At 57.5% G+C, this 17900-nt stretch carries 15 protein-coding genes; 10 read left to right on the top strand and 5 right to left on the bottom strand.

Annotation, left to right across the window (positions count from 1 at the left end):
* The first annotated feature begins 27 nt into the window (after positions 1-27).
* The 5 genes from ACOI8A_RS09280 to ACOI8A_RS09260 all read left to right on the top strand — a co-directional run bounded on the left by ACOI8A_RS09280 (position 28) and on the right by ACOI8A_RS09260 (position 5588).
* A complete protein-coding gene (locus ACOI8A_RS09280) occupies positions 28-1623 on the top strand; it encodes an ABC transporter substrate-binding protein (protein ID WP_420647594.1) in 1596 nt (531 codons plus the stop codon).
* A 73-nt stretch (positions 1624-1696) separates the two neighbouring features.
* Positions 1697-2707: an ABC transporter permease subunit gene (locus ACOI8A_RS09275; RefSeq protein WP_042557626.1), complete on the top strand. Its 1011-nt coding sequence runs from the start codon at positions 1697-1699 to the stop codon at positions 2705-2707.
* A 10-nt stretch (positions 2708-2717) separates the two neighbouring features.
* Complete coding sequence (locus tag ACOI8A_RS09270; protein WP_420647593.1) at positions 2718-3629, top strand: ABC transporter permease subunit; 912 nt, start codon at positions 2718-2720, stop codon at positions 3627-3629.
* A 10-nt stretch (positions 3630-3639) separates the two neighbouring features.
* Entirely contained in the window at positions 3640-4608 is a 969-nt protein-coding gene (locus ACOI8A_RS09265) for an ABC transporter ATP-binding protein (protein ID WP_420647592.1), read from the top strand.
* Entirely contained in the window at positions 4608-5588 is a 981-nt protein-coding gene (locus ACOI8A_RS09260) for a peptide ABC transporter ATP-binding protein (RefSeq protein WP_420647591.1), read from the top strand. Before ACOI8A_RS09265 ends, ACOI8A_RS09260 begins: the two co-directional genes overlap by 1 nt.
* 213 nt (positions 5589-5801) lie before the next feature.
* Here the strand turns inward: ACOI8A_RS09260 and ACOI8A_RS09255 are convergent, their stop codons facing one another.
* The 3 genes from ACOI8A_RS09255 to ACOI8A_RS09245 form a co-directional block, all read right to left on the bottom strand.
* On the bottom strand, positions 5802-6047 hold the full coding sequence (locus ACOI8A_RS09255; RefSeq protein ID WP_420647590.1) for a hypothetical protein: 246 nt from the start codon (positions 6045-6047) through the stop codon (positions 5802-5804).
* 156 nt (positions 6048-6203) lie between these two features.
* Positions 6204-7397, bottom strand: coding sequence for an MFS transporter (locus tag ACOI8A_RS09250; RefSeq protein ID WP_420647589.1), 1194 nt, complete (start codon positions 7395-7397; stop codon positions 6204-6206).
* A gap of 226 nt (positions 7398-7623) precedes the next feature.
* The gene (locus ACOI8A_RS09245; RefSeq protein ID WP_420647588.1) at positions 7624-9207 is read right to left on the bottom strand and encodes a peptide chain release factor 3; all 1584 of its coding nucleotides are present in this window, start codon (positions 9205-9207) and stop codon (positions 7624-7626) included.
* 331 nt (positions 9208-9538) lie between these two features.
* Here ACOI8A_RS09245 and ACOI8A_RS09240 point away from each other — a divergent pair, with 331 nt between their 5' ends.
* The 5 genes from ACOI8A_RS09240 (at position 9539) to ACOI8A_RS09220 (ending at position 14544) form a co-directional block, all read left to right on the top strand.
* Positions 9539-10255 carry an ABC transporter permease gene (locus ACOI8A_RS09240; RefSeq protein ID WP_420647587.1) on the top strand — a complete coding sequence of 239 codons (717 nt, stop codon included), beginning with the start codon at positions 9539-9541 and terminating at the stop codon, positions 10253-10255.
* A 20-nt stretch (positions 10256-10275) separates the two neighbouring features.
* Complete coding sequence (locus ACOI8A_RS09235; RefSeq protein WP_420647586.1) at positions 10276-11169, top strand: glycine betaine ABC transporter substrate-binding protein; 894 nt, start codon at positions 10276-10278, stop codon at positions 11167-11169.
* Between the two features lie 13 nt (positions 11170-11182).
* Complete coding sequence (locus ACOI8A_RS09230) at positions 11183-11836, top strand: ABC transporter permease (protein ID WP_420647585.1); 654 nt, start codon at positions 11183-11185, stop codon at positions 11834-11836.
* A complete protein-coding gene (locus tag ACOI8A_RS09225; RefSeq protein ID WP_420647584.1) occupies positions 11833-12990 on the top strand; it encodes a betaine/proline/choline family ABC transporter ATP-binding protein in 1158 nt (385 codons plus the stop codon). Before ACOI8A_RS09230 ends, ACOI8A_RS09225 begins: the two co-directional genes overlap by 4 nt.
* A gap of 390 nt (positions 12991-13380) precedes the next feature.
* Positions 13381-14544 carry a type III PLP-dependent enzyme gene (locus ACOI8A_RS09220; protein WP_420647583.1) on the top strand — a complete coding sequence of 388 codons (1164 nt, stop codon included), beginning with the start codon at positions 13381-13383 and terminating at the stop codon, positions 14542-14544.
* 49 nt (positions 14545-14593) lie between these two features.
* Here the strand turns inward: ACOI8A_RS09220 and ACOI8A_RS09215 are convergent, their stop codons facing one another.
* Together ACOI8A_RS09215 and ACOI8A_RS09210 are read right to left on the bottom strand one after the other, a co-directional pair.
* On the bottom strand, positions 14594-15490 hold the full coding sequence (locus ACOI8A_RS09215) for a hypothetical protein (protein ID WP_420647582.1): 897 nt from the start codon (positions 15488-15490) through the stop codon (positions 14594-14596).
* A 123-nt stretch (positions 15491-15613) separates the two neighbouring features.
* Positions 15614-17872, bottom strand: coding sequence for an alpha-xenorhabdolysin family binary toxin subunit A (locus tag ACOI8A_RS09210; protein WP_420647581.1), 2259 nt, complete (start codon positions 17870-17872; stop codon positions 15614-15616).
* Positions 17873-17900 lie beyond the last annotated feature (28 nt).

The following is a 17900-nucleotide window of genomic DNA, read 5'->3' as shown; positions in this document are numbered from 1 at the left end:
TCTTCAACCGATTGCAGAGGGTTCTTGATGAAAATGCTTCCCCTACGTGCGGCCATTGCTGCCGCGTTGCTGAGTGTCGCTGTCGGCGTCTCGGCCAAACCCTTGGTGGTCTGCACCGAAGCCAGTCCGGAAGGCTTCGACATGGTCCAGTACACGACTGCAGTCACAGCCGATGCGGTGGCCGAAACCATCTTCAATCGACTGGTGGACTTCAAGCCCGGCACCACTGAAATCGTCCCGGCGCTGGCAGATTCGTGGGACATCAGCGAAGACGGTCTGACTTACACGTTCCACCTGCGCAAAGGCGTCAAGTTCCAAACCACCGAATACTTCAAGCCGACCCGCGACATGAACGCCGACGACGTGCTCTGGAGCTTCCAGCGTCAGCTGGACCCGAATCACCCGTGGCACAAACTGTCGAGCGTGGGCTTCCCGTACTTTGAAAGCATGGGCTTCAAAGAACTGCTGAAGAACGTCGAAAAAGTCGACGACAACACGGTCAAGTTCACCCTGACCCGCCGCGAAGCGCCGTTCCTCGCTGACGTGGCGATGCCGTTCACGGCGATCTACTCCGCCGAATACGCTGACCAGTTGCTAAAAGCCAACAAGACTGGCGACCTCAACAACAAACCGGTCGGCACCGGCCCGTTCATCTTCCAGCGTTACGCCAAGGATGCGCAGGTGCGCTTCAAGGCCAACCCGGAATACTTCCGTGGCAAGCCGCCGGCCGATGCGTTGATCCTGGCCATCGCCATTGATAACAACGTGCGCTTGCAAAAGCTCAAAGCCAACGAGTGCCAGATCGCGCTGTATCCGAAGCCGGATGACATCCCGAGCATCAAGAAAGACAGCAACCTCAAGATTGATGAGCTGAACGCGATGACCGTTTCGTACATCGCCATGAACACCCAGCACAAATATATGAGCGACGTGCGCGTGCGCAAGGCGATCGACATGGCCTTCGACAAAGCCGCTTACGTCAACGCAGTGTTTGGCAAAGGCAACGCAACCGTCGCGGTCAACCCGTACCCGGACACGCTGCTCGGCTACAACCACGACCTGAAAAACCCGCCGCGTGATCTGGACAAGGCTCGCGCCTTGCTCAAGGAAGCCGGGGTTCCGGAAGGCACCACGTTCACATTGTTCACCCGTAACGGCGGCGGTCCGACCAACCCGAACCCGATGCTCGGTGCGCAGATGATGCAGGCTGACTTGGCGAAAGTCGGGATCAAGATCGACATCCGCGTGATGGAATGGGGCGAAATGCTCAAGCGCGCCAAGGCTGGCGAGCACGACATGGTGTCGGCCGGATGGGCGGGCGACAACGGCGACCCGGATAACTTCCTGACGCCTATGCTCAGTTGCGAAGCGGCCAAGAACGGCGAAAACTACGCGCGCTGGTGCAGCGAGAAATTCCAGACGCTGATCGACGAAGCTCGGGCTAAAGTAGATCCGACCGAGCGCGCCAGGCTGTATGAACAAGCCCAGGCGATCTTTAACCAGGATCAGCCGTGGATCAGCATGGCCCACACCCGTATGTTCACTGCAATGCGCAACAACGTAGAGGGCTATCACATCAGTCCTCTCACCACTAATAACTTCGCCACCACCCAGGTGAAGTAGATAAGAAACTCCCGGCCTCCCTGACCCCAGGGAAGCCGGGCACGCCTAACCGGCTGATGAGGTACCACACAAGATGTTTAGTTTTATTGCCCGCCGACTGGGGTTGTTGATCCCCACGTTTTTCGGCATCACCTTGCTGACTTTCGCGTTGATTCGCATGATTCCGGGCGACCCCGTGGAAGTGATGATGGGCGAACGTCGGGTCGACCCCGAAATGCACGCTCAGGCAATGGAACGCCTAGGTCTGAACAAACCACTGTATGCCCAGTATCTGGATTACATCGGCAAACTGGCCCAAGGCGATCTTGGCGAATCCCTGCGTACTCGTGAGAGCGTATGGACCGAGTTCACCTCCCTTTTCCCGGCGACCCTGGAACTGTCCATGGCCGCCCTGCTGTTCGCCGGCATTCTCGGGCTTCTGGCCGGGGTGATTGCGGCACTCAAGCGAGGATCCCTGTTCGACCACGGGGTGATGGGCATTTCCCTCGCGGGGTATTCGATGCCGATCTTCTGGTGGGGCCTGATTCTCATCATGTTCTTCTCGGTGAGTCTCGGCTGGACGCCGGTGTCCGGGCGCATCGATCTGCTGTATGACATTGAGCCGCGCACCGGTTTCATGCTGATCGACACCTTGTTGGCCGATGACATGGGCGCGTTCCTTGATGCGCTGCATCACCTGATCCTGCCGGCCATCGTGCTCGGTACCATTCCGCTGGCGGTGATCGCGCGGATGACCCGTTCATCGATGCTCGAAGTGCTGCGTGAAGATTACATCCGCACTGCCAAGGCCAAAGGCCTGTCGCCCTCGCGCGTAGTGTTTGTACACGGCCTGCGTAACGCGCTGATTCCGGTACTGACCGTGGTCGGCCTGCAAGTCGGCACCCTGCTCGCGGGTGCGGTGCTGACCGAAACGATTTTCTCCTGGCCCGGCATCGGCAAATGGCTGATCGAAGCCATCGGCGCGCGGGACTATCCGGTCGTGCAAAACGGCATCCTGTTAATCGCCTGCCTGGTGATTCTGGTCAACTTCGTGGTGGATATCCTCTACGGCTTTGCCAACCCACGCATCCGTCATCAGCGCTGAGATCATGACTATGAGCACACCAACTCCATCGGTAGCAGTCGATCAAAGCCTGCTGTATCCGTCCCCGTACAAAGAATTCTGGCAAGCGTTTTCCAAGAACAAAGGTGCCGTCGCCGGCCTGCTGTTCATGCTGCTGATCGTGTTTTGCGCGCTGTTCGCTCCATGGGTTGCACCGCATAACCCGAGCGAGCAATACCGCGACTTCCTGCTGACCCCGCCAGCCTGGCTGGAAGGTGGGCAGATGCAATTTCTGCTCGGCACCGATGAACTGGGGCGCGACCTGCTGTCGCGCTTGATTCAGGGCTCGCGCCTGTCGCTGCTGATCGGCTTGTCGTCGGTAGTGATGTCGCTGATCCCGGGGATTCTGCTCGGTCTGTTCGCCGGTTTCTTCCCGAAAATGATCGGCCCGACCATCATGCGTCTGATGGACATCATGCTGGCCCTGCCGTCGCTGCTGTTGGCTGTGGCAATTGTCGCCATCCTCGGCCCTGGCCTGATCAACACCGTGATCGCAATCGCCGTGGTTTCGTTGCCGTCGTATGTGCGTCTGACCCGCGCCGCGGTGATGGGCGAACTGAATCGCGACTACGTGACCGCCGCGCGCCTCGCCGGTGCCGGCCTGCCACGTCTGATGTTCATCACCGTGCTGCCGAACTGCATGGCGCCGCTGATCGTGCAAGCGACCCTGAGTTTCTCCTCGGCAATTCTCGATGCCGCCGCACTGGGCTTCCTCGGCCTCGGCGTACAACCGCCAACCCCTGAATGGGGCACCATGCTGGCTTCGGCCCGCGACTACATCGAACGCGCCTGGTGGGTGGTAAGTCTGCCTGGTCTGACCATTTTGCTCAGCGTGCTGGCAATCAACTTGATGGGCGACGGCCTGCGCGATGCGCTGGACCCGAAACTCAAGAACGCCGCCTGAGGAGATTCAAATGTCACTGTTGGAAATCAAGAATCTCAACGTTCGTTTCGGCGACAAAACCGCCGTGCCGGTGGTCGATGGCCTAGACATCAGCGTCGACAAGGGCGAAGTGCTGGCAATCGTTGGCGAATCCGGTTCGGGTAAATCCGTGACCATGATGGCGCTGATGGGCCTGATCGAGCATCCGGGGATCGTCACCGCCGACGCGCTGAATTTCGATGGCAAGAACATGCTCAAGCTGAGCAACCGTCAGCGTCGGCAAATCGTCGGTAAAGATCTGGCGATGGTTTTCCAGGACCCGATGACTGCGCTGAACCCGAGCTACACCGTCGGTTTCCAGATCGAAGAAGTGCTGCGTCTGCACCTGAAAATGTCCGGCAAGCAAGCGCGCAAACGTGCCATCGAGCTGCTGGAAAAAGTCGAAATCCCAGGCGCTGCCAGCCGTATGGATGCCTACCCGCATCAGCTGTCCGGCGGCATGAGTCAGCGCGTGGCAATCGCCATGGCCATCGCTGGCGAACCGAAACTGCTGATCGCCGACGAACCGACCACTGCCCTCGACGTAACGATTCAGGCGCAGATCATGGATCTGCTGCTGGCGTTGCAGAAAGAACAGAACATGGGCCTGGTGCTGATCACTCACGACCTCGCGGTCGTGGCCGAAACCGCCCAGCGCGTGTGCGTGATGTACGCCGGTCAAGCGGTGGAAGTCGGTCAGGTGCCGCAACTGTTCGACATCCCGGCACACCCGTACAGCGAAGCGCTGCTCAAGGCGATTCCGGAGCACAGCCAGGGCGCCGAGCGTCTGGCGACGTTGCCGGGCATCGTTCCCGGTCGTTATGACCGTCCGCACGGTTGCCTGCTGTCGCCGCGCTGCCCATACGTGCAGGACAGCTGCCGCGCGCAACGTCCGACCCTTGACCCGAAAAGCCACAGCCTCGCCCGCTGCTTCTTCCCGCTGAACCAGGAGGTGGCGTAATGGCCGTCGTACTTACCGCCCGCGACCTGACCCGTCACTACGAAGTGTCCCGCGGCTTGTTCAAGGGCCATGCGACCGTACGCGCCCTCAACGGTGTGTCGTTCGAACTGGAAGCCGGCAAGACCCTCGCGGTTGTAGGCGAGTCGGGTTGCGGCAAATCCACACTGGCGCGTGCGCTGACGCTGATCGAAGAGCCGTCCTCCGGCTCTTTGAAAATCGCTGGACAGGAAGTCGCCGGCGCCGACAAGGCTCAGCGCAAGCAACTGCGCAAAGACGTGCAGATGGTGTTCCAGAGCCCGTACGCCTCGTTGAACCCACGGCAGAAAGTCGGTGACCAGCTCGGCGAGCCGCTGCTGATCAACACCAACCTGTCGGCCGCTGAACGTCGCGAAAAAGTCCAGGCGATGATGAAGCAGGTCGGCTTGCGTCCCGAGCACTATCAGCGTTATCCGCACATGTTCTCTGGCGGTCAGCGCCAGCGTATTGCGCTGGCGCGGGCGATGATGCTGCAACCGAAAGTGCTGGTGGCGGACGAACCGACTTCTGCACTCGACGTGTCGATTCAGGCACAGGTGTTGAACCTGTTCATGGATCTGCAGCAGGAGTTCAACACCGCTTATGTATTCATCTCGCACAACCTGGCAGTGGTGCAACACGTGGCGGATGACGTGATGGTGATGTACCTCGGTCGCCCAGTGGAAATGGGTCCGAAAAACGACATCTACGAGCGTCCGTTGCATCCGTACACCCAGGCGTTGCTGTCGGCAACTCCGACCATTCACCCGGACCCGAACAAGCCGAAAATCAAGATCGTCGGCGAGTTGCCCAACCCGCTGAACCCGCCGCCGGGCTGCGCTTTCCACAAGCGCTGCCCGTATGCGACCGAGCGTTGCAGCACTGAAGAGCCGGCCCTGCGCTTGCTCGATAACCGGCAGGTGGCGTGCCACTACGCCGAGCAGTTCCTCGACGGCGTGGCGTAAGCAGATCTGGGGGAAATGCAAAACCCTGTGGGAGCGGGCTTGCCAGCGATGACGTCGTGCCAGTCACCTGATTTGTCGACTGACACACCGCAATCGCGGGCAAGCCCGCTCCCACAGGGATGATGTTGAATTCAAAGCTGGCGTGTTGAGCAAACCCCTTCTGTTTCGATTGCGCATCAATCGGGAAAGAAGGGGTTTTCTTTTGCCCGCAATCTACGTCTGGCTGTCGCCTTCGTCCGGATCATCAGTAGTCGAATCGTCATCGTCAGCACTGCCACCCTGCCCCTGATCACCCGGCTCGGATTCGGACTTGGCGAGCATCAAGCCGCTGTGCCCGACCTGTCCGTTGAATGCCTGGGAATCATGATCCTCGCACTCGGCCCAAGCCGTCGCGGTGCCGAGGGACAGCATGACCATCACTTTCAACAGCAATAAAATTCGTAGCAACCTGCTTTTCATAGCCGACTCCATCCATTTTCAGGTAAGACATGCGTGCCGGACTGGCGCTGTGTGAAATTTAGTTCCGATCAGCCGGACTCACCACTTAGGACGCTGACGAGGGGGCAGAAATGCCGTCGGCGGACAGATTGCTTTCGAATAACGTCAATAACCGGATCAGCTAAGCGGGCGGGTGGCTTGCCACGTCAAAGGGATCGACATCAACAGCAGCGCAGTACTGGCCAGCCATACGCTGTGCCCGCCGAAATTGCCGTACAACTCACCACTGAGCACCGGAGACAGCAACGCGCTGGCACTCCAGCTCATGAAGAACAGGCCGAAGTACTGGCCGCTCTTGCCACGCTGGGCGAACTGCATCGCCAACACATTCAGTGGCGGCATGAACAGCGCCTCGCCCAGGGTCCAGATCACCGTCGACAGGCAGACGAACGCCAACCCGGAACCGAACGGCAACATGCCCAGACCGCAGGCCAGCAGCACACTACCCGCCACCATTTGCCGCCGCGAGCCCCAGCGCTCGCCCCAGTGCGACAGCGGAATCTGCAGCGCGATCACCAGCAGCGCATTGAGCCCGAACTGCCAGCCAATTGCCTCTGTACTTAACTGATAGTAATCACGCAGATAGTTGCCCAGCGTGCTGTAAACCGTGTCGAACGCGATGCCGAGCACGGCGGTTGCCGCCAACAGCCAGAGAAACGGTCTGTCGCGCAAAGGCGCACCTGAGCCAGTCACGCCGCTATCGGTTTTCTCCTCGACAACCAGCACCGGCCGCCGCCATGTGGTGCGGACAAACCACAGCAACGCCAGCAGCGTCATCGCCGCACTGGCGAAAAACACCCAGCGGAAATCGCTCTGCGCCAACACCCCGCCCGCCACCCCGGCGGCAGCCATGCCAAGATTGCGCGCCACCCGGCTCAACGCCTGCGCACGCGAGCGCTGCGCCACCTCGCAATATTCCATGATCAGCCGTTGATGCAATGTGCGAATGGCGCCATCAATGGTCCCGCTGAGCAACAGTAATACAGCCAGCAACGGCACCTGCGTCACCAGCCCCAGCAGAATCAAGACCCACACCGAAACGAAAAACAGCGCAGCCGTCAGCCGCGCCGTGCGCACATGATCACTGAGCCAGCCCCCGAGCATCGACCCGACCAGCAAACCGGCGCCGTACGCCGACAGCAACCAGCCAACTGTCTCAATCGCCAGGCCGAGTTCCTGACGCAGGTATAGCGCCATGAACAACTTGACCATGCTGCTCAAGCGATTGATGAACAGCAGCGCCGCGAGCCCCCAGGCCATGGTGCTGAAATAGCCGTTGAAGCGCAGCAGGTGAGTAAGCCTACTGATCATTTGATCCCTCCTTGATCAACCTTGTGGCGAGGGAGCTTGCTCCCGCTGGGTCGCAAAGCGGCCCCAAAAAACCGAGGCCTGCTGCGCAGTCCAGCGCGAGCAAGCTCCCTCGCCACAGGTTCAGTGCATGGCATGAATGAACCGTATGGGCGCTCATACTTGATCAACGCGCAAAAAAAAGCCCACTGTTTTCACAGCGGGCTTTCGCGGCGTCATCCATCAGCGCTTAGTGATGCTCACGCGTCGCACGGAATTTCACATCCGGCCAGCGCTCTTCCATCAATGCCAGGTTAACCCGCGTCGGGGCGAGGTAGGTCAGGTGACCGCCGCCATCGATTGCCAGGTTTTCCACTGCCTTGTTGGAGAATTCCTCAAGCTTCTTCTTGTCGCTGCAATCGATCCAGCGCGCGGAGTACACGGTGATCGGCTCGTAGGAGCACTCGACCTTGTATTCCTCTTTCAGGCGGCTGGCGACCACATCGAACTGCAGCACACCGACGGCGCCGAGGATGATGTCGTTGCTGCGTTCCGGGAAGAACACCTGAGTCGCGCCCTCTTCCGCGAGCTGTTGCAGACCCTGACGCAGCTGCTTGGATTTCAGTGGATCGCGCAGACGCACGCGACGGAACAGTTCCGGCGCAAAGTGCGGAATACCGGTGAAGCCAAGTGCTTCGCCTTCGGTGAAGGTGTCACCGATCTGGATCGTGCCGTGGTTGTGCAGGCCGATGATGTCGCCGGCGAAGGCTTCTTCAAGCTGTTCACGTTCGGAGGAGAAGAAGGTCAGGGCGTCGCCGATGCGCACGTCCTTGCCAGTGCGCACATGGCGCATCTTCATGCCTTTCTCGTATTTGCCGGAGCAGATACGCATGAACGCGATGCGGTCACGGTGTTTCGGGTCCATGTTCGCCTGGATCTTGAAGATGAAGCCCGAGAACTTCTCTTCGACCGGCTCAACCGTGCGCTCGTTGGCCACACGGGCCAGCGGACGCGGTGCCCAATCGACCACAGCGTCGAGCACGTGATCGACACCGAAGTTGCCCAGTGCCGTACCGAAGAACACCGGGGTCAGTTGACCGTCGAGGAATTCCTGCTGGTTGAATTCGTGGCAGGCGCCCTGCACCAGTTCCAGCTGATCGACGAAGCGATCGTACTCGTCACCGAGGTGCGCGCGTGCCTCGTCGGAGTCGAGTTTTTCGATGATCTTGGTTTCAGTGCGCTCGTGACCGTGGCCGGCGGTGTAGACAATGATGTAGTCGTCGGCGAGGTGATAGACACCCTTGAAGTCGCGGTAGCAACCAATCGGCCAGGTGATCGGCGCAGCCTTGATCTTGAGGACGGCTTCGATTTCGTCGAGCAGTTCGATCGGGTCGCGGATGTCACGGTCGAGTTTGTTGATGAAGCTGACAATCGGCGTGTCACGCAGACGGCAGACATCCATCAGCGCGATGGTGCGTGGCTCTACACCCTTACCGCCATCGAGAACCATCAATGCCGAGTCGACCGCCGTCAGTGTGCGGTAGGTGTCTTCGGAGAAGTCTTCGTGACCCGGGGTGTCGAGCAGGTTGACCATGTGGTCGCGATACGGGAACTGCATGACCGACGTGGTGATGGAAATACCACGCTGCTTTTCCATCTCCATCCAGTCGGATGTCGCATGGCGGTCGGATTTACGCGATTTCACCGTGCCCGCAATCGCAATCGCCTTGCCCATCAACAGGAGCTTTTCGGTGATTGTCGTCTTACCGGCATCGGGGTGGGAAATAATGGCGAAAGTGCGGCGTTTCGCGACTTCGGCGGCCTGTCTGGTCATGGGAAATCGCCTGGCGGTGATCTAAAAAAGGGCGCCGATTATAGCCCATGTCGATGCAATAACCGAACCGTTGAGCATATTAAGGGTGGCCAAATGCTGCCGCAGGTGGGAACCTTTTGAAGCACGGAGACGTCCATCCCCTGTTACGAAATTTCGTCAGGGGCTGAAAAATCAGCAAGTTAGCCTGACGAGGCTGCGCTCATGGCTCGCTTTCAGACCGCTGTTGCCGGTGCTGAGGGAGCTGCTTCTCGCGAACGTTAATGTCCCGGCAGCCAAGGTTTGGCATGCCACACGGGATGGCGTTCGCCGACTATAAAAAAGGAGTCCGCCTGTGGCTATCCGCTATGGCAAAGGGCTTATTGGAGGTGCGGTGGTTATCGCGCTCCTGGCCCTGCTGGTCCACTGGATCGGCATCAACACGATCGAACACTACCGCGACGATTTGTTGTTTTACCTGCAAGCTCATCTGATTCTCGTCCTCGCTTCAATGCTGGCCGCCCTTGTCGTGGGCATCCCCGCCGGTATCTTGCTCAGTCGCCCGAGCATGGTCGGCCGCGCTGAACGCTTCATGCAGATCTTCAATATCGGCAACACCGTGCCACCGCTGGCCGTACTCGCGATTGCCCTGGGGATTCTCGGCATCGGCAGTGGTCCGGCGATCTTCGCGCTGTTCCTCGCCTCGCTCCTGCCCATCGTGCGCAACACTTACGAAGGCCTGAAAAACGTTCAGGGTTCGTTGAAGGAAGCCGCCGTCGGCATCGGCATGACCCCGCGCCAAGTGCTGTGGAAAGTCGAATTGCCCAACGCCGTGCCGATCATCATCGGTGGTGTGCGTGTGGCGCTGGCGATCAACGTTGGTACTGCGCCGCTGGCGTTCCTGATCGGCGCCAACAGCCTTGGCAGCCTGATCTTCCCTGGCATCGCCCTGAACAATCAGCCGCAACTGTTGCTCGGCGCCGCGTGTACCGCGCTGCTGGCCTTGCTGCTTGATGGTGTGGTCACCCTTGCCAGCCGTCTGTGGCTGGAACGCGGTTTACGCACGTCTTGAGCCTTGGCAAAGGAATACTTATGAAACGATTGACCCTGATTCTAGGCTGCGTCCTGCTGTTCGCGGGATTTGCCCAAGCCGCCGAAAAACCGGTAATCCGCATCGGCGCGCGGGTGTTCACCGAACAGACCCTGCTCGCCGAAATCACTTCGCAATACCTGCGCGCCAAAGGCTACGACACGCAAGTTACTGGCGGCCTCGGTAGCAACCTTGCCCGCAGCGCTCACGAAAGCGGGCAGCTGGACATGCTCTGGGAATACACCGGCGTGTCGCTGGTGGCCTACAACCATGTGACCGAGAAACTCGACAGCCAACAGTCCTACGCCCGAGTGAAAGAACTCGACGCGAAAAAAGGCCTGATCTGGCTCACTCCGTCGAAATTCAGCAACACCTACGCCCTCGCCCTGCCGAAAAACGTCGCCGACGCCTATCCGCAGATCAACAGCATCAGCGATCTGAACAAAGTGCTGCGCGACGAAGCCAAGACCGAGCATCTGGTGGCGCTGGATACCGAATTCGCCAACCGTTCCGATGGTCTGGACGGCATGGTCAAGCTCTACGACATGAACCTGACGCGTAAAAACATCCGTCAGATGGACGCCGGGCTGGTTTACACCGCGCTGCGCAACGGTCAGGTATTTGCCGGTCTGGTCTACACCACCGACGGTCGCCTGAACGCCTTCAAGCTCAAGTTGCTGGAAGACGACAAGCATTACTTCCCGGACTACACCGCAGCCCCGGTCGTGCGTCAGGCGTATCTGGACGCGCACCCGCAACTGGCCGAGCAACTCAAGCCGCTGGCCGAACTGTTCGACGACGCCACCATGCGCCAACTCAACGCGCGGGTCGACGTCGATCACGAAAGTCCATCCGCTGTTGCCGCTGATTTCCTGCGCCAACATCCACTGAACTAAGGGAGGAAAAGTCATGGAATTCTGGAACGCCTTTTCCCACCTCGACTGGCAGCAGGTGATACACCTGACCTGGCAGCACATCACCCTGGTCGGCATCGCCGTCAGCCTCGCGATTCTGTTCGGTGTGCCGCTGGGCATTCTGATGACGCGCTTCCCGAGCCTCGCCGGCCCGTTGCAGGCCAGCGCCACGGTGCTGCTGACCGTGCCATCGATTGCACTGTTCGGCCTGCTACTGCCGTTCTACTCGAAATTCGGCCAGGGCCTCGGCCCGATGCCGGCGATCACTGCCGTGTTCCTTTATTCGCTGCTGCCGATCATGCGCAACACCTACCTCGCATTGACTGGCGTCGAGCCAGGCATTCGTGAAGCCGCACGCGGTATCGGCATGACGTTCGGCCAGCGTCTGCGCATGGTTGAACTGCCAATCGCGGTGCCGGTGATTCTTGCCGGCGTGCGCACCGCCGTAGTGATGAACATCGGCGTGATGACCATCGCCGCAACCATCGGTGCCGGCGGCCTCGGCGTGCTGATCCTCGCTGCGATCAGCCGCAGTGACATGTCGATGCTGATTGTCGGCGCACTGCTGGTCAGTCTGCTGGCGATCTTCGCCGACCTCGTTTTGCAATGGCTGCAACGCTCGTTGACTCCAAAAGGACTACTCAAATGATCGAACTTCAAAACCTCAGCAAGACCTTCCAAAGCAACGGCAAAGACGTCAAAGCCGTGGACTCGGTGAGCCTGACCGTCAATGAAGGCGAAATCTGTGTGTTCCTCGGGCCATCGGGTTGCGGCAAAAGCACCACACTGAAAATGATCAACCGCCTGATCAAACCGACCTCGGGCAAGATCCTGATCAATGGCGAAGACACCACCGACCTCGACGCTGTGACCCTGCGCCGCAACATCGGCTATGTGATCCAGCAGATCGGCCTGTTCCCGAACATGACCATCGAAGAAAACATCGTCGTGGTGCCGAAACTGCTCGGCTGGGACAAACAGAAATGCCACGACCGCGCCCGCGAACTGATGAGCATGATCAAGCTTGAGCCCAAGCAATATCTGCATCGTTACCCGCGTGAATTGTCCGGTGGACAGCAACAACGCATCGGCGTGATCCGCGCATTGGCGGCAGATGCACCGCTGTTGTTGATGGACGAACCGTTCGGCGCGGTCGACCCGATCAACCGCGAGATGATCCAGAACGAATTCTTCGAGATGCAGCGCGCGCTGAACAAGACCGTGATCATGGTCAGCCACGACATCGACGAAGCGATCAAACTCGGTGACAAGATCGCGATCTTTCGCGGCGGCAAGCTGTTGCAGATCGATCATCCGGACACCCTGCTCGCTCACCCGGCGGACGAGTTCGTCAGCAACTTCGTCGGCCAGGACAGCACCCTCAAACGTCTGCTGTTGGTCAAGGCTGAAGACGCGGCGGACAACGCGCCATCGGTCAGCCCGGAAACTCCCGTGGCCGATGCGCTGGAATTGATGGACGAACATGACCGTCGCTATGTCGTGGTCACCGACGGTGATAACAAAGCACTGGGTTATGTGCGACGTCGCGACCTGCACCGTCAGACCGGCACCTGCGCGCAGTATCTGCGCGAGTTCAACGCCACGGCGGCGTATGACGAGCATTTGCGCATCCTGTTGTCGCGGATGTACGAGTTCAACCGCTCGTGGCTGCCGGTGATGGACGCCGACCGGGTGTTCCTTGGGGAAGTGACGCAGGAGTCGATTGCCGAGTACCTGAGCTCCGGCAAGTCGCGCGGCGGCAAGACCAGCATCGTCTCTCCCGCCGAGACTGCATTGGCCTGATTGACCCTGTGGAGAGGGAGCTTGCTCCCTCTCCACAAAGGCCCTGCACGTTATTTCAAAAAAGCCCCTTCCGGGGAACATCACACTGTCATGCAGGTCGGTTACATCAGTAGATGAGCCGACCGCACGACGGAAGCGTGCAGAAACGCGACATTTTTAGTTGATCTCAGCCCCCTCACACCCTAAAGTTCGCGCCGAACGTCCATGCTGGAAACGATCCATCCGGCTCAAGTACTGACGACGAGACAGCAGGCCAGGGGCAGCACCGCTTCCATGGCCTTTTTGCTTTCGGCGACATGCCTTGGGAAGTAGGCGAACCAAAGTGGGGATACGGAGGACGTTCATTTGCACCCATTGATTACTAACGTTTGCCAGTAGGAGCTCCCTAGCATGTCGATCAACGTCGAAGATTATTTCGCGCGCGCCACTTTTGACAAAATGAAGGCGTTCGCCGACAAGCAAGAAACCCCGTTCGTGGTGATTGATACCGCGATGATCAGCCAGGCCTACGATGACCTGCGCGCCGGTTTCGAATTCGCCAAGGTTTACTACGCCGTCAAGGCCAACCCGGCTGTCGAAATCATCGACCTGCTCAAAGACAAAGGCTCGAGCTTCGACATCGCCTCGATCTACGAGCTGGACAAAGTGATGGATCGCGGCGTCAGCGCCGACCGTATCAGCTACGGCAACACGATCAAGAAATCCAAGGACATCCGCTACTTTTACGATAAGGGCGTGCGCCTGTTCTCCACCGACTCCGAAGCCGACCTGCGCAACATCGCCAAGGCTGCGCCGGGTTCGAAAGTCTATGTGCGCATCCTGACCGAAGGCTCGACCACTGCTGACTGGCCACTGTCGCGCAAATTCGGCTGCCAGACCGACATGGCCATGGACCTGCTGATCCTCGCCCGCGACCTCGGTCTGGTGCCTTACGGCATCTCGTTCCACGTCGGTTCGCAACAGCGTGACATCAGCGTCTGGGACGCGGCGATTGCCAAGGTCAAAGTGATCTTCGAACGCCTGAAAGAAGAAGACGGCATCGTGCTCAAGCTGATCAACATGGGCGGTGGCTTCCCGGCCAACTACATCACCCGCACCAACAGCCTGGAAACCTACGCTGAAGAAATCATCCGCTTCCTCAAAGAAGACTTCGGTGATGATCTGCCGGAAATCATTCTGGAGCCGGGCCGTTCGCTGATTGCCAACGCCGGTATTCTGGTCAGTGAAGTGGTATTGGTCGCACGTAAATCGCGCACCGCGGTAGAGCGTTGGGTGTACACGGATGTGGGCAAGTTCTCCGGCCTGATCGAAACCATGGATGAAGCGATCAAGTTCCCGATCTGGACCGAGAAGAAAGGCGAGATGGAAGAAGTGGTCATCGCCGGCCCGACCTGCGACAGCGCCGACATCATGTACGAGAACTACAAGTACGGTCTGCCGCTGAACCTGGCGATCGGTGATCGTATGTACTGGTTGTCGACCGGCGCTTACACCACCAGTTACAGCGCGGTTGAGTTCAATGGCTTTCCGCCGCTGAAGTCCTACTACGTGTAACTCTTGAACCGGTAATGCAAAAAGCCCATGACGTGTCATGGGCTTTTTTTTAGAGCGTCTTTGCCATTTGAACCAATTGTTCGGACATGCCTTTGATTTCATCAAGCGAGCCAATGACCAGCGGCAGCGAAGCCTTGGCACGAGCCATCGTCTGATGGGGATGGTGAGTTCGCAAAGTTCGTTTCGCTTCATCCAGCATGTATACCCATCGATAACAGAAATCGCCGAGATTGCTTGCTGCCACACCGGCACGCCGACGAAGATCGAACAACCGCCTGACATGCTCTCTGGCCATCGCCTGTCGTCGCTCTTCCGAATACGGTTGGCCTGGATCATAGCCCATACCCGGTAGACCGATTCGACCCAAACCGTAATAGACTTCGATCTTAGGGGTTGGGCCGTCGCAACTGCACAGTGGCATCGTCAGCGATTCGATAAAGCGAACAAAAATGCCATGGATCGATTCAGCGAGACTTGTCACTTGCGATTTGAAATCCGACACAGCACGTTGGCAAGAACCCAACCGAGCATCGAGTTCGCGCAGAATATCAATCACATCTGCACGAGGGGCACTTCCCCAATCGGCGGATCTCACGACAGTGAACTGTTGTGGATCAATCACGGAAATGGGCAATCGTCGATTCTGCGTGACGGAGACAACAGCTTCAAACTCGCTGATGAAACTGCTCACGTCGTGCAATATCCGGGCGGATGTATTGCCCAACAAAGGCACGGTGATGCCGATCGCCCGCCAGCATAGTTCGTTGGCGGACGCCACCTGGCTCAATGCCTGAGCATTGGGTGGCGGCAACATGGTGTGCCCGGTTCGGGCGATGGCATCGGAGAATCGATTGATTTCCATCAACGCAGCGGGCAGCTCATTCAAAAAATCAACGTATTGCTTCAAGGTGGCAAAATTCTTTTCTGCCAATAAATACTCAAGCATCTGTGTTTCCTCAAACATGGTAAACCATCAATGGCCAACGACCAGCTCTCGTTTGGCTAACCGTGTTAACCGATATGCCATTGCACCTCGATTAACACGGATCGATGGAGTGCTCAGCCCAACCTAGCGGTTAGGGACCGAAACAGGAGTAAGGAATGCAATGAACAATTTCGCTTGCGCCTTGAACGTGGCGCTGCGAACGTCATCATCGGTGAAGGAACTCTTGTCGGTAGCGGTCTGGAAAAGTTCAAAAGCGCTAATCGCCGGACTGTAACTCGCTACGTGGATTTTGCGTTGTTCTTCAATCGAGTGAAGAGCTTGCAGGTATCTGATCTTGCCGGCCGAGGCACTGACCACACCGTCTTGAAGATTGATTTCGTTGTCGAGTGCCGCGATTTTGCCTTGCAGCTTGTCGCTTTCCCGAACCATATCCAGAAAACGAATGCCTTCGCCGATATTACCAATGGTCTTTTTGAGCTGATCGATAGCTAACATCACCACCGCGACTTGCGGCGGTGTCAGGCCCAGTGCTATCACCTTATCGACCGTCAATGCGATATCTTTGCCAAGCTCCTCAATACCTTTCTTTTCCAAAGTCTCGATAGCGTCGATAACAAGCTTGCGCTCTTCCTTAAGGATTTCCAATTTTCCTTTCAAGACGACGACTTCCGCTTTTGCCAGCACTTCATCACGTTCAAATTCGGTGATGTAACCCCGCGTTAAGCGCATGTCGAACGTATCGCTGATTTCTTTCAGGCACTTGCGTACTTGAGTGGCTTGCAGGCCAATCGCGTCTGCAACGTCGTTCAATAGCCGTTGGCGTTGAGTGTTGATCTCTTCGATCTCCTGAGCGTCGTTTTCCTCTTCGAACATCTTCTCGAGCCTGTCCAGACGTCGCAGGCCAGTGTCTAATTGATCACTGCTTTCAAAGGCTGCAGTTTGCAGTCCAATGGCGCCTTGACCGACGCCTTGGACAAGTCGATTGAAGCGATCAAACAGATCGGGGAGGTAATCCAGCTTTACCCGCCATACTTGCGCCTGCGTGCGATGCTCGCTCATCTGTGAATGACTATCCCTGAGCGCAACCAAGTCGAGTTCCGGGTAAGTGTGTTGAAACGATGCAGTGAACGCCATCGAACGCGATGTGTTTCCGTAATTACGCTCGTATTCTTCGTCCGCCTCTTTGAACACCTCAATCAACTGGTCCGAATCCGTTTTGATCTGCACCCATGGATCAACGACTTCTGCGAATTCAGACATGAAAATTCTGAGACCCAATGCGTCCTCGATACGGCCAACCGCGCCAGTAGAGTTCATGATGCTCCGATGCAGAACGCTCCAGACATACATCAGATTTTGCGTGGCTACATCGGCGTCGATTGCGACAATCATCAGACTTTGCAGATCATGCTTGACCCGCGCCAGCGATCCCAGGGTCTGGTTCTTGTTTGTAAGAATCAGAATGTCCTTTTCTTGTTCGGCGTATAGCTCGTTGCGCCGGGCGCGAATGTTTTCCGCCTCCACCCCCATATAAATGGCCATCGCCAGCCCGACAATATTCATTCCCGCAGCAGCTTTCAGGGCTTCTTGAACAGCGGCCTTGTACTCAGTATTTTTGATATCGATTTCTTTTGCACGCTCATCGATCACCGCTTTCAGCTGTTTAACGTCTTCCGCCAAAGAACTATTTTCGATCAGACCGACTCTCAGCTTTATACCTGGCAAGATGTGTTCGCGCAGATCATAGCCAAACATATCAAGGTCTTTCTTGATACTACCCACCTCTTGTAGATTGAAATCAATTTTTTCAAAAATACGCCTCAAGTAATAATCGAGTGTACTGATGGTATCCTCTTCCAGTTCAATACCCGGAAATTTATCACCCAGTTCAAGCTGCAGTTGTTTCAACTGCTCCAGCGTCCTAACATTATGCTTTTCCAAGAGTCCCGAGGCTTTTACTTCGCTATAGACCTCTTTCATCGAAGCGCCATAGTTCACCATGCTACTGGCAAACTCCTTAAGACCACGCCCCGTCATCATGATCCGCTCGCGCAGTGGCGACCAGCGCCTGGCATGATTTCGGGTATTCAAAAAAGTAGCCAGAAAGTCGGCAGGGCTCAGTCCTGGGCCACCATCCTGACCTGCACCAAAGCGTAGATAGTCCCTGACATCCTCCAGGGTATAGGGCAACGCCAGACCGGCGGCCTCATATTTGCGCAGATCAATTACTTGTTTTTTAGTCAGCAACAACCCCGAGTCACGAGTGGATCCATCAAGTGTTCCGACAGAACCTTGAGTAAACAGCCTAGGGGCTGCAGCGGCGAACTTTGTTACTTCTTCGGGCGTTGCATTATTTAACGCATCCCCCCCACAAAAAACCATTAGACATAACTACTCCATTAATTAGTCA

The sequence above is a fragment of the Pseudomonas sp. P4795 genome, assembly GCF_048822895.1.
Lineage (GTDB): Bacteria > Pseudomonadota > Gammaproteobacteria > Pseudomonadales > Pseudomonadaceae > Aquipseudomonas.
This window is presented reverse-complemented; position numbering and strand designations above follow the sequence as displayed.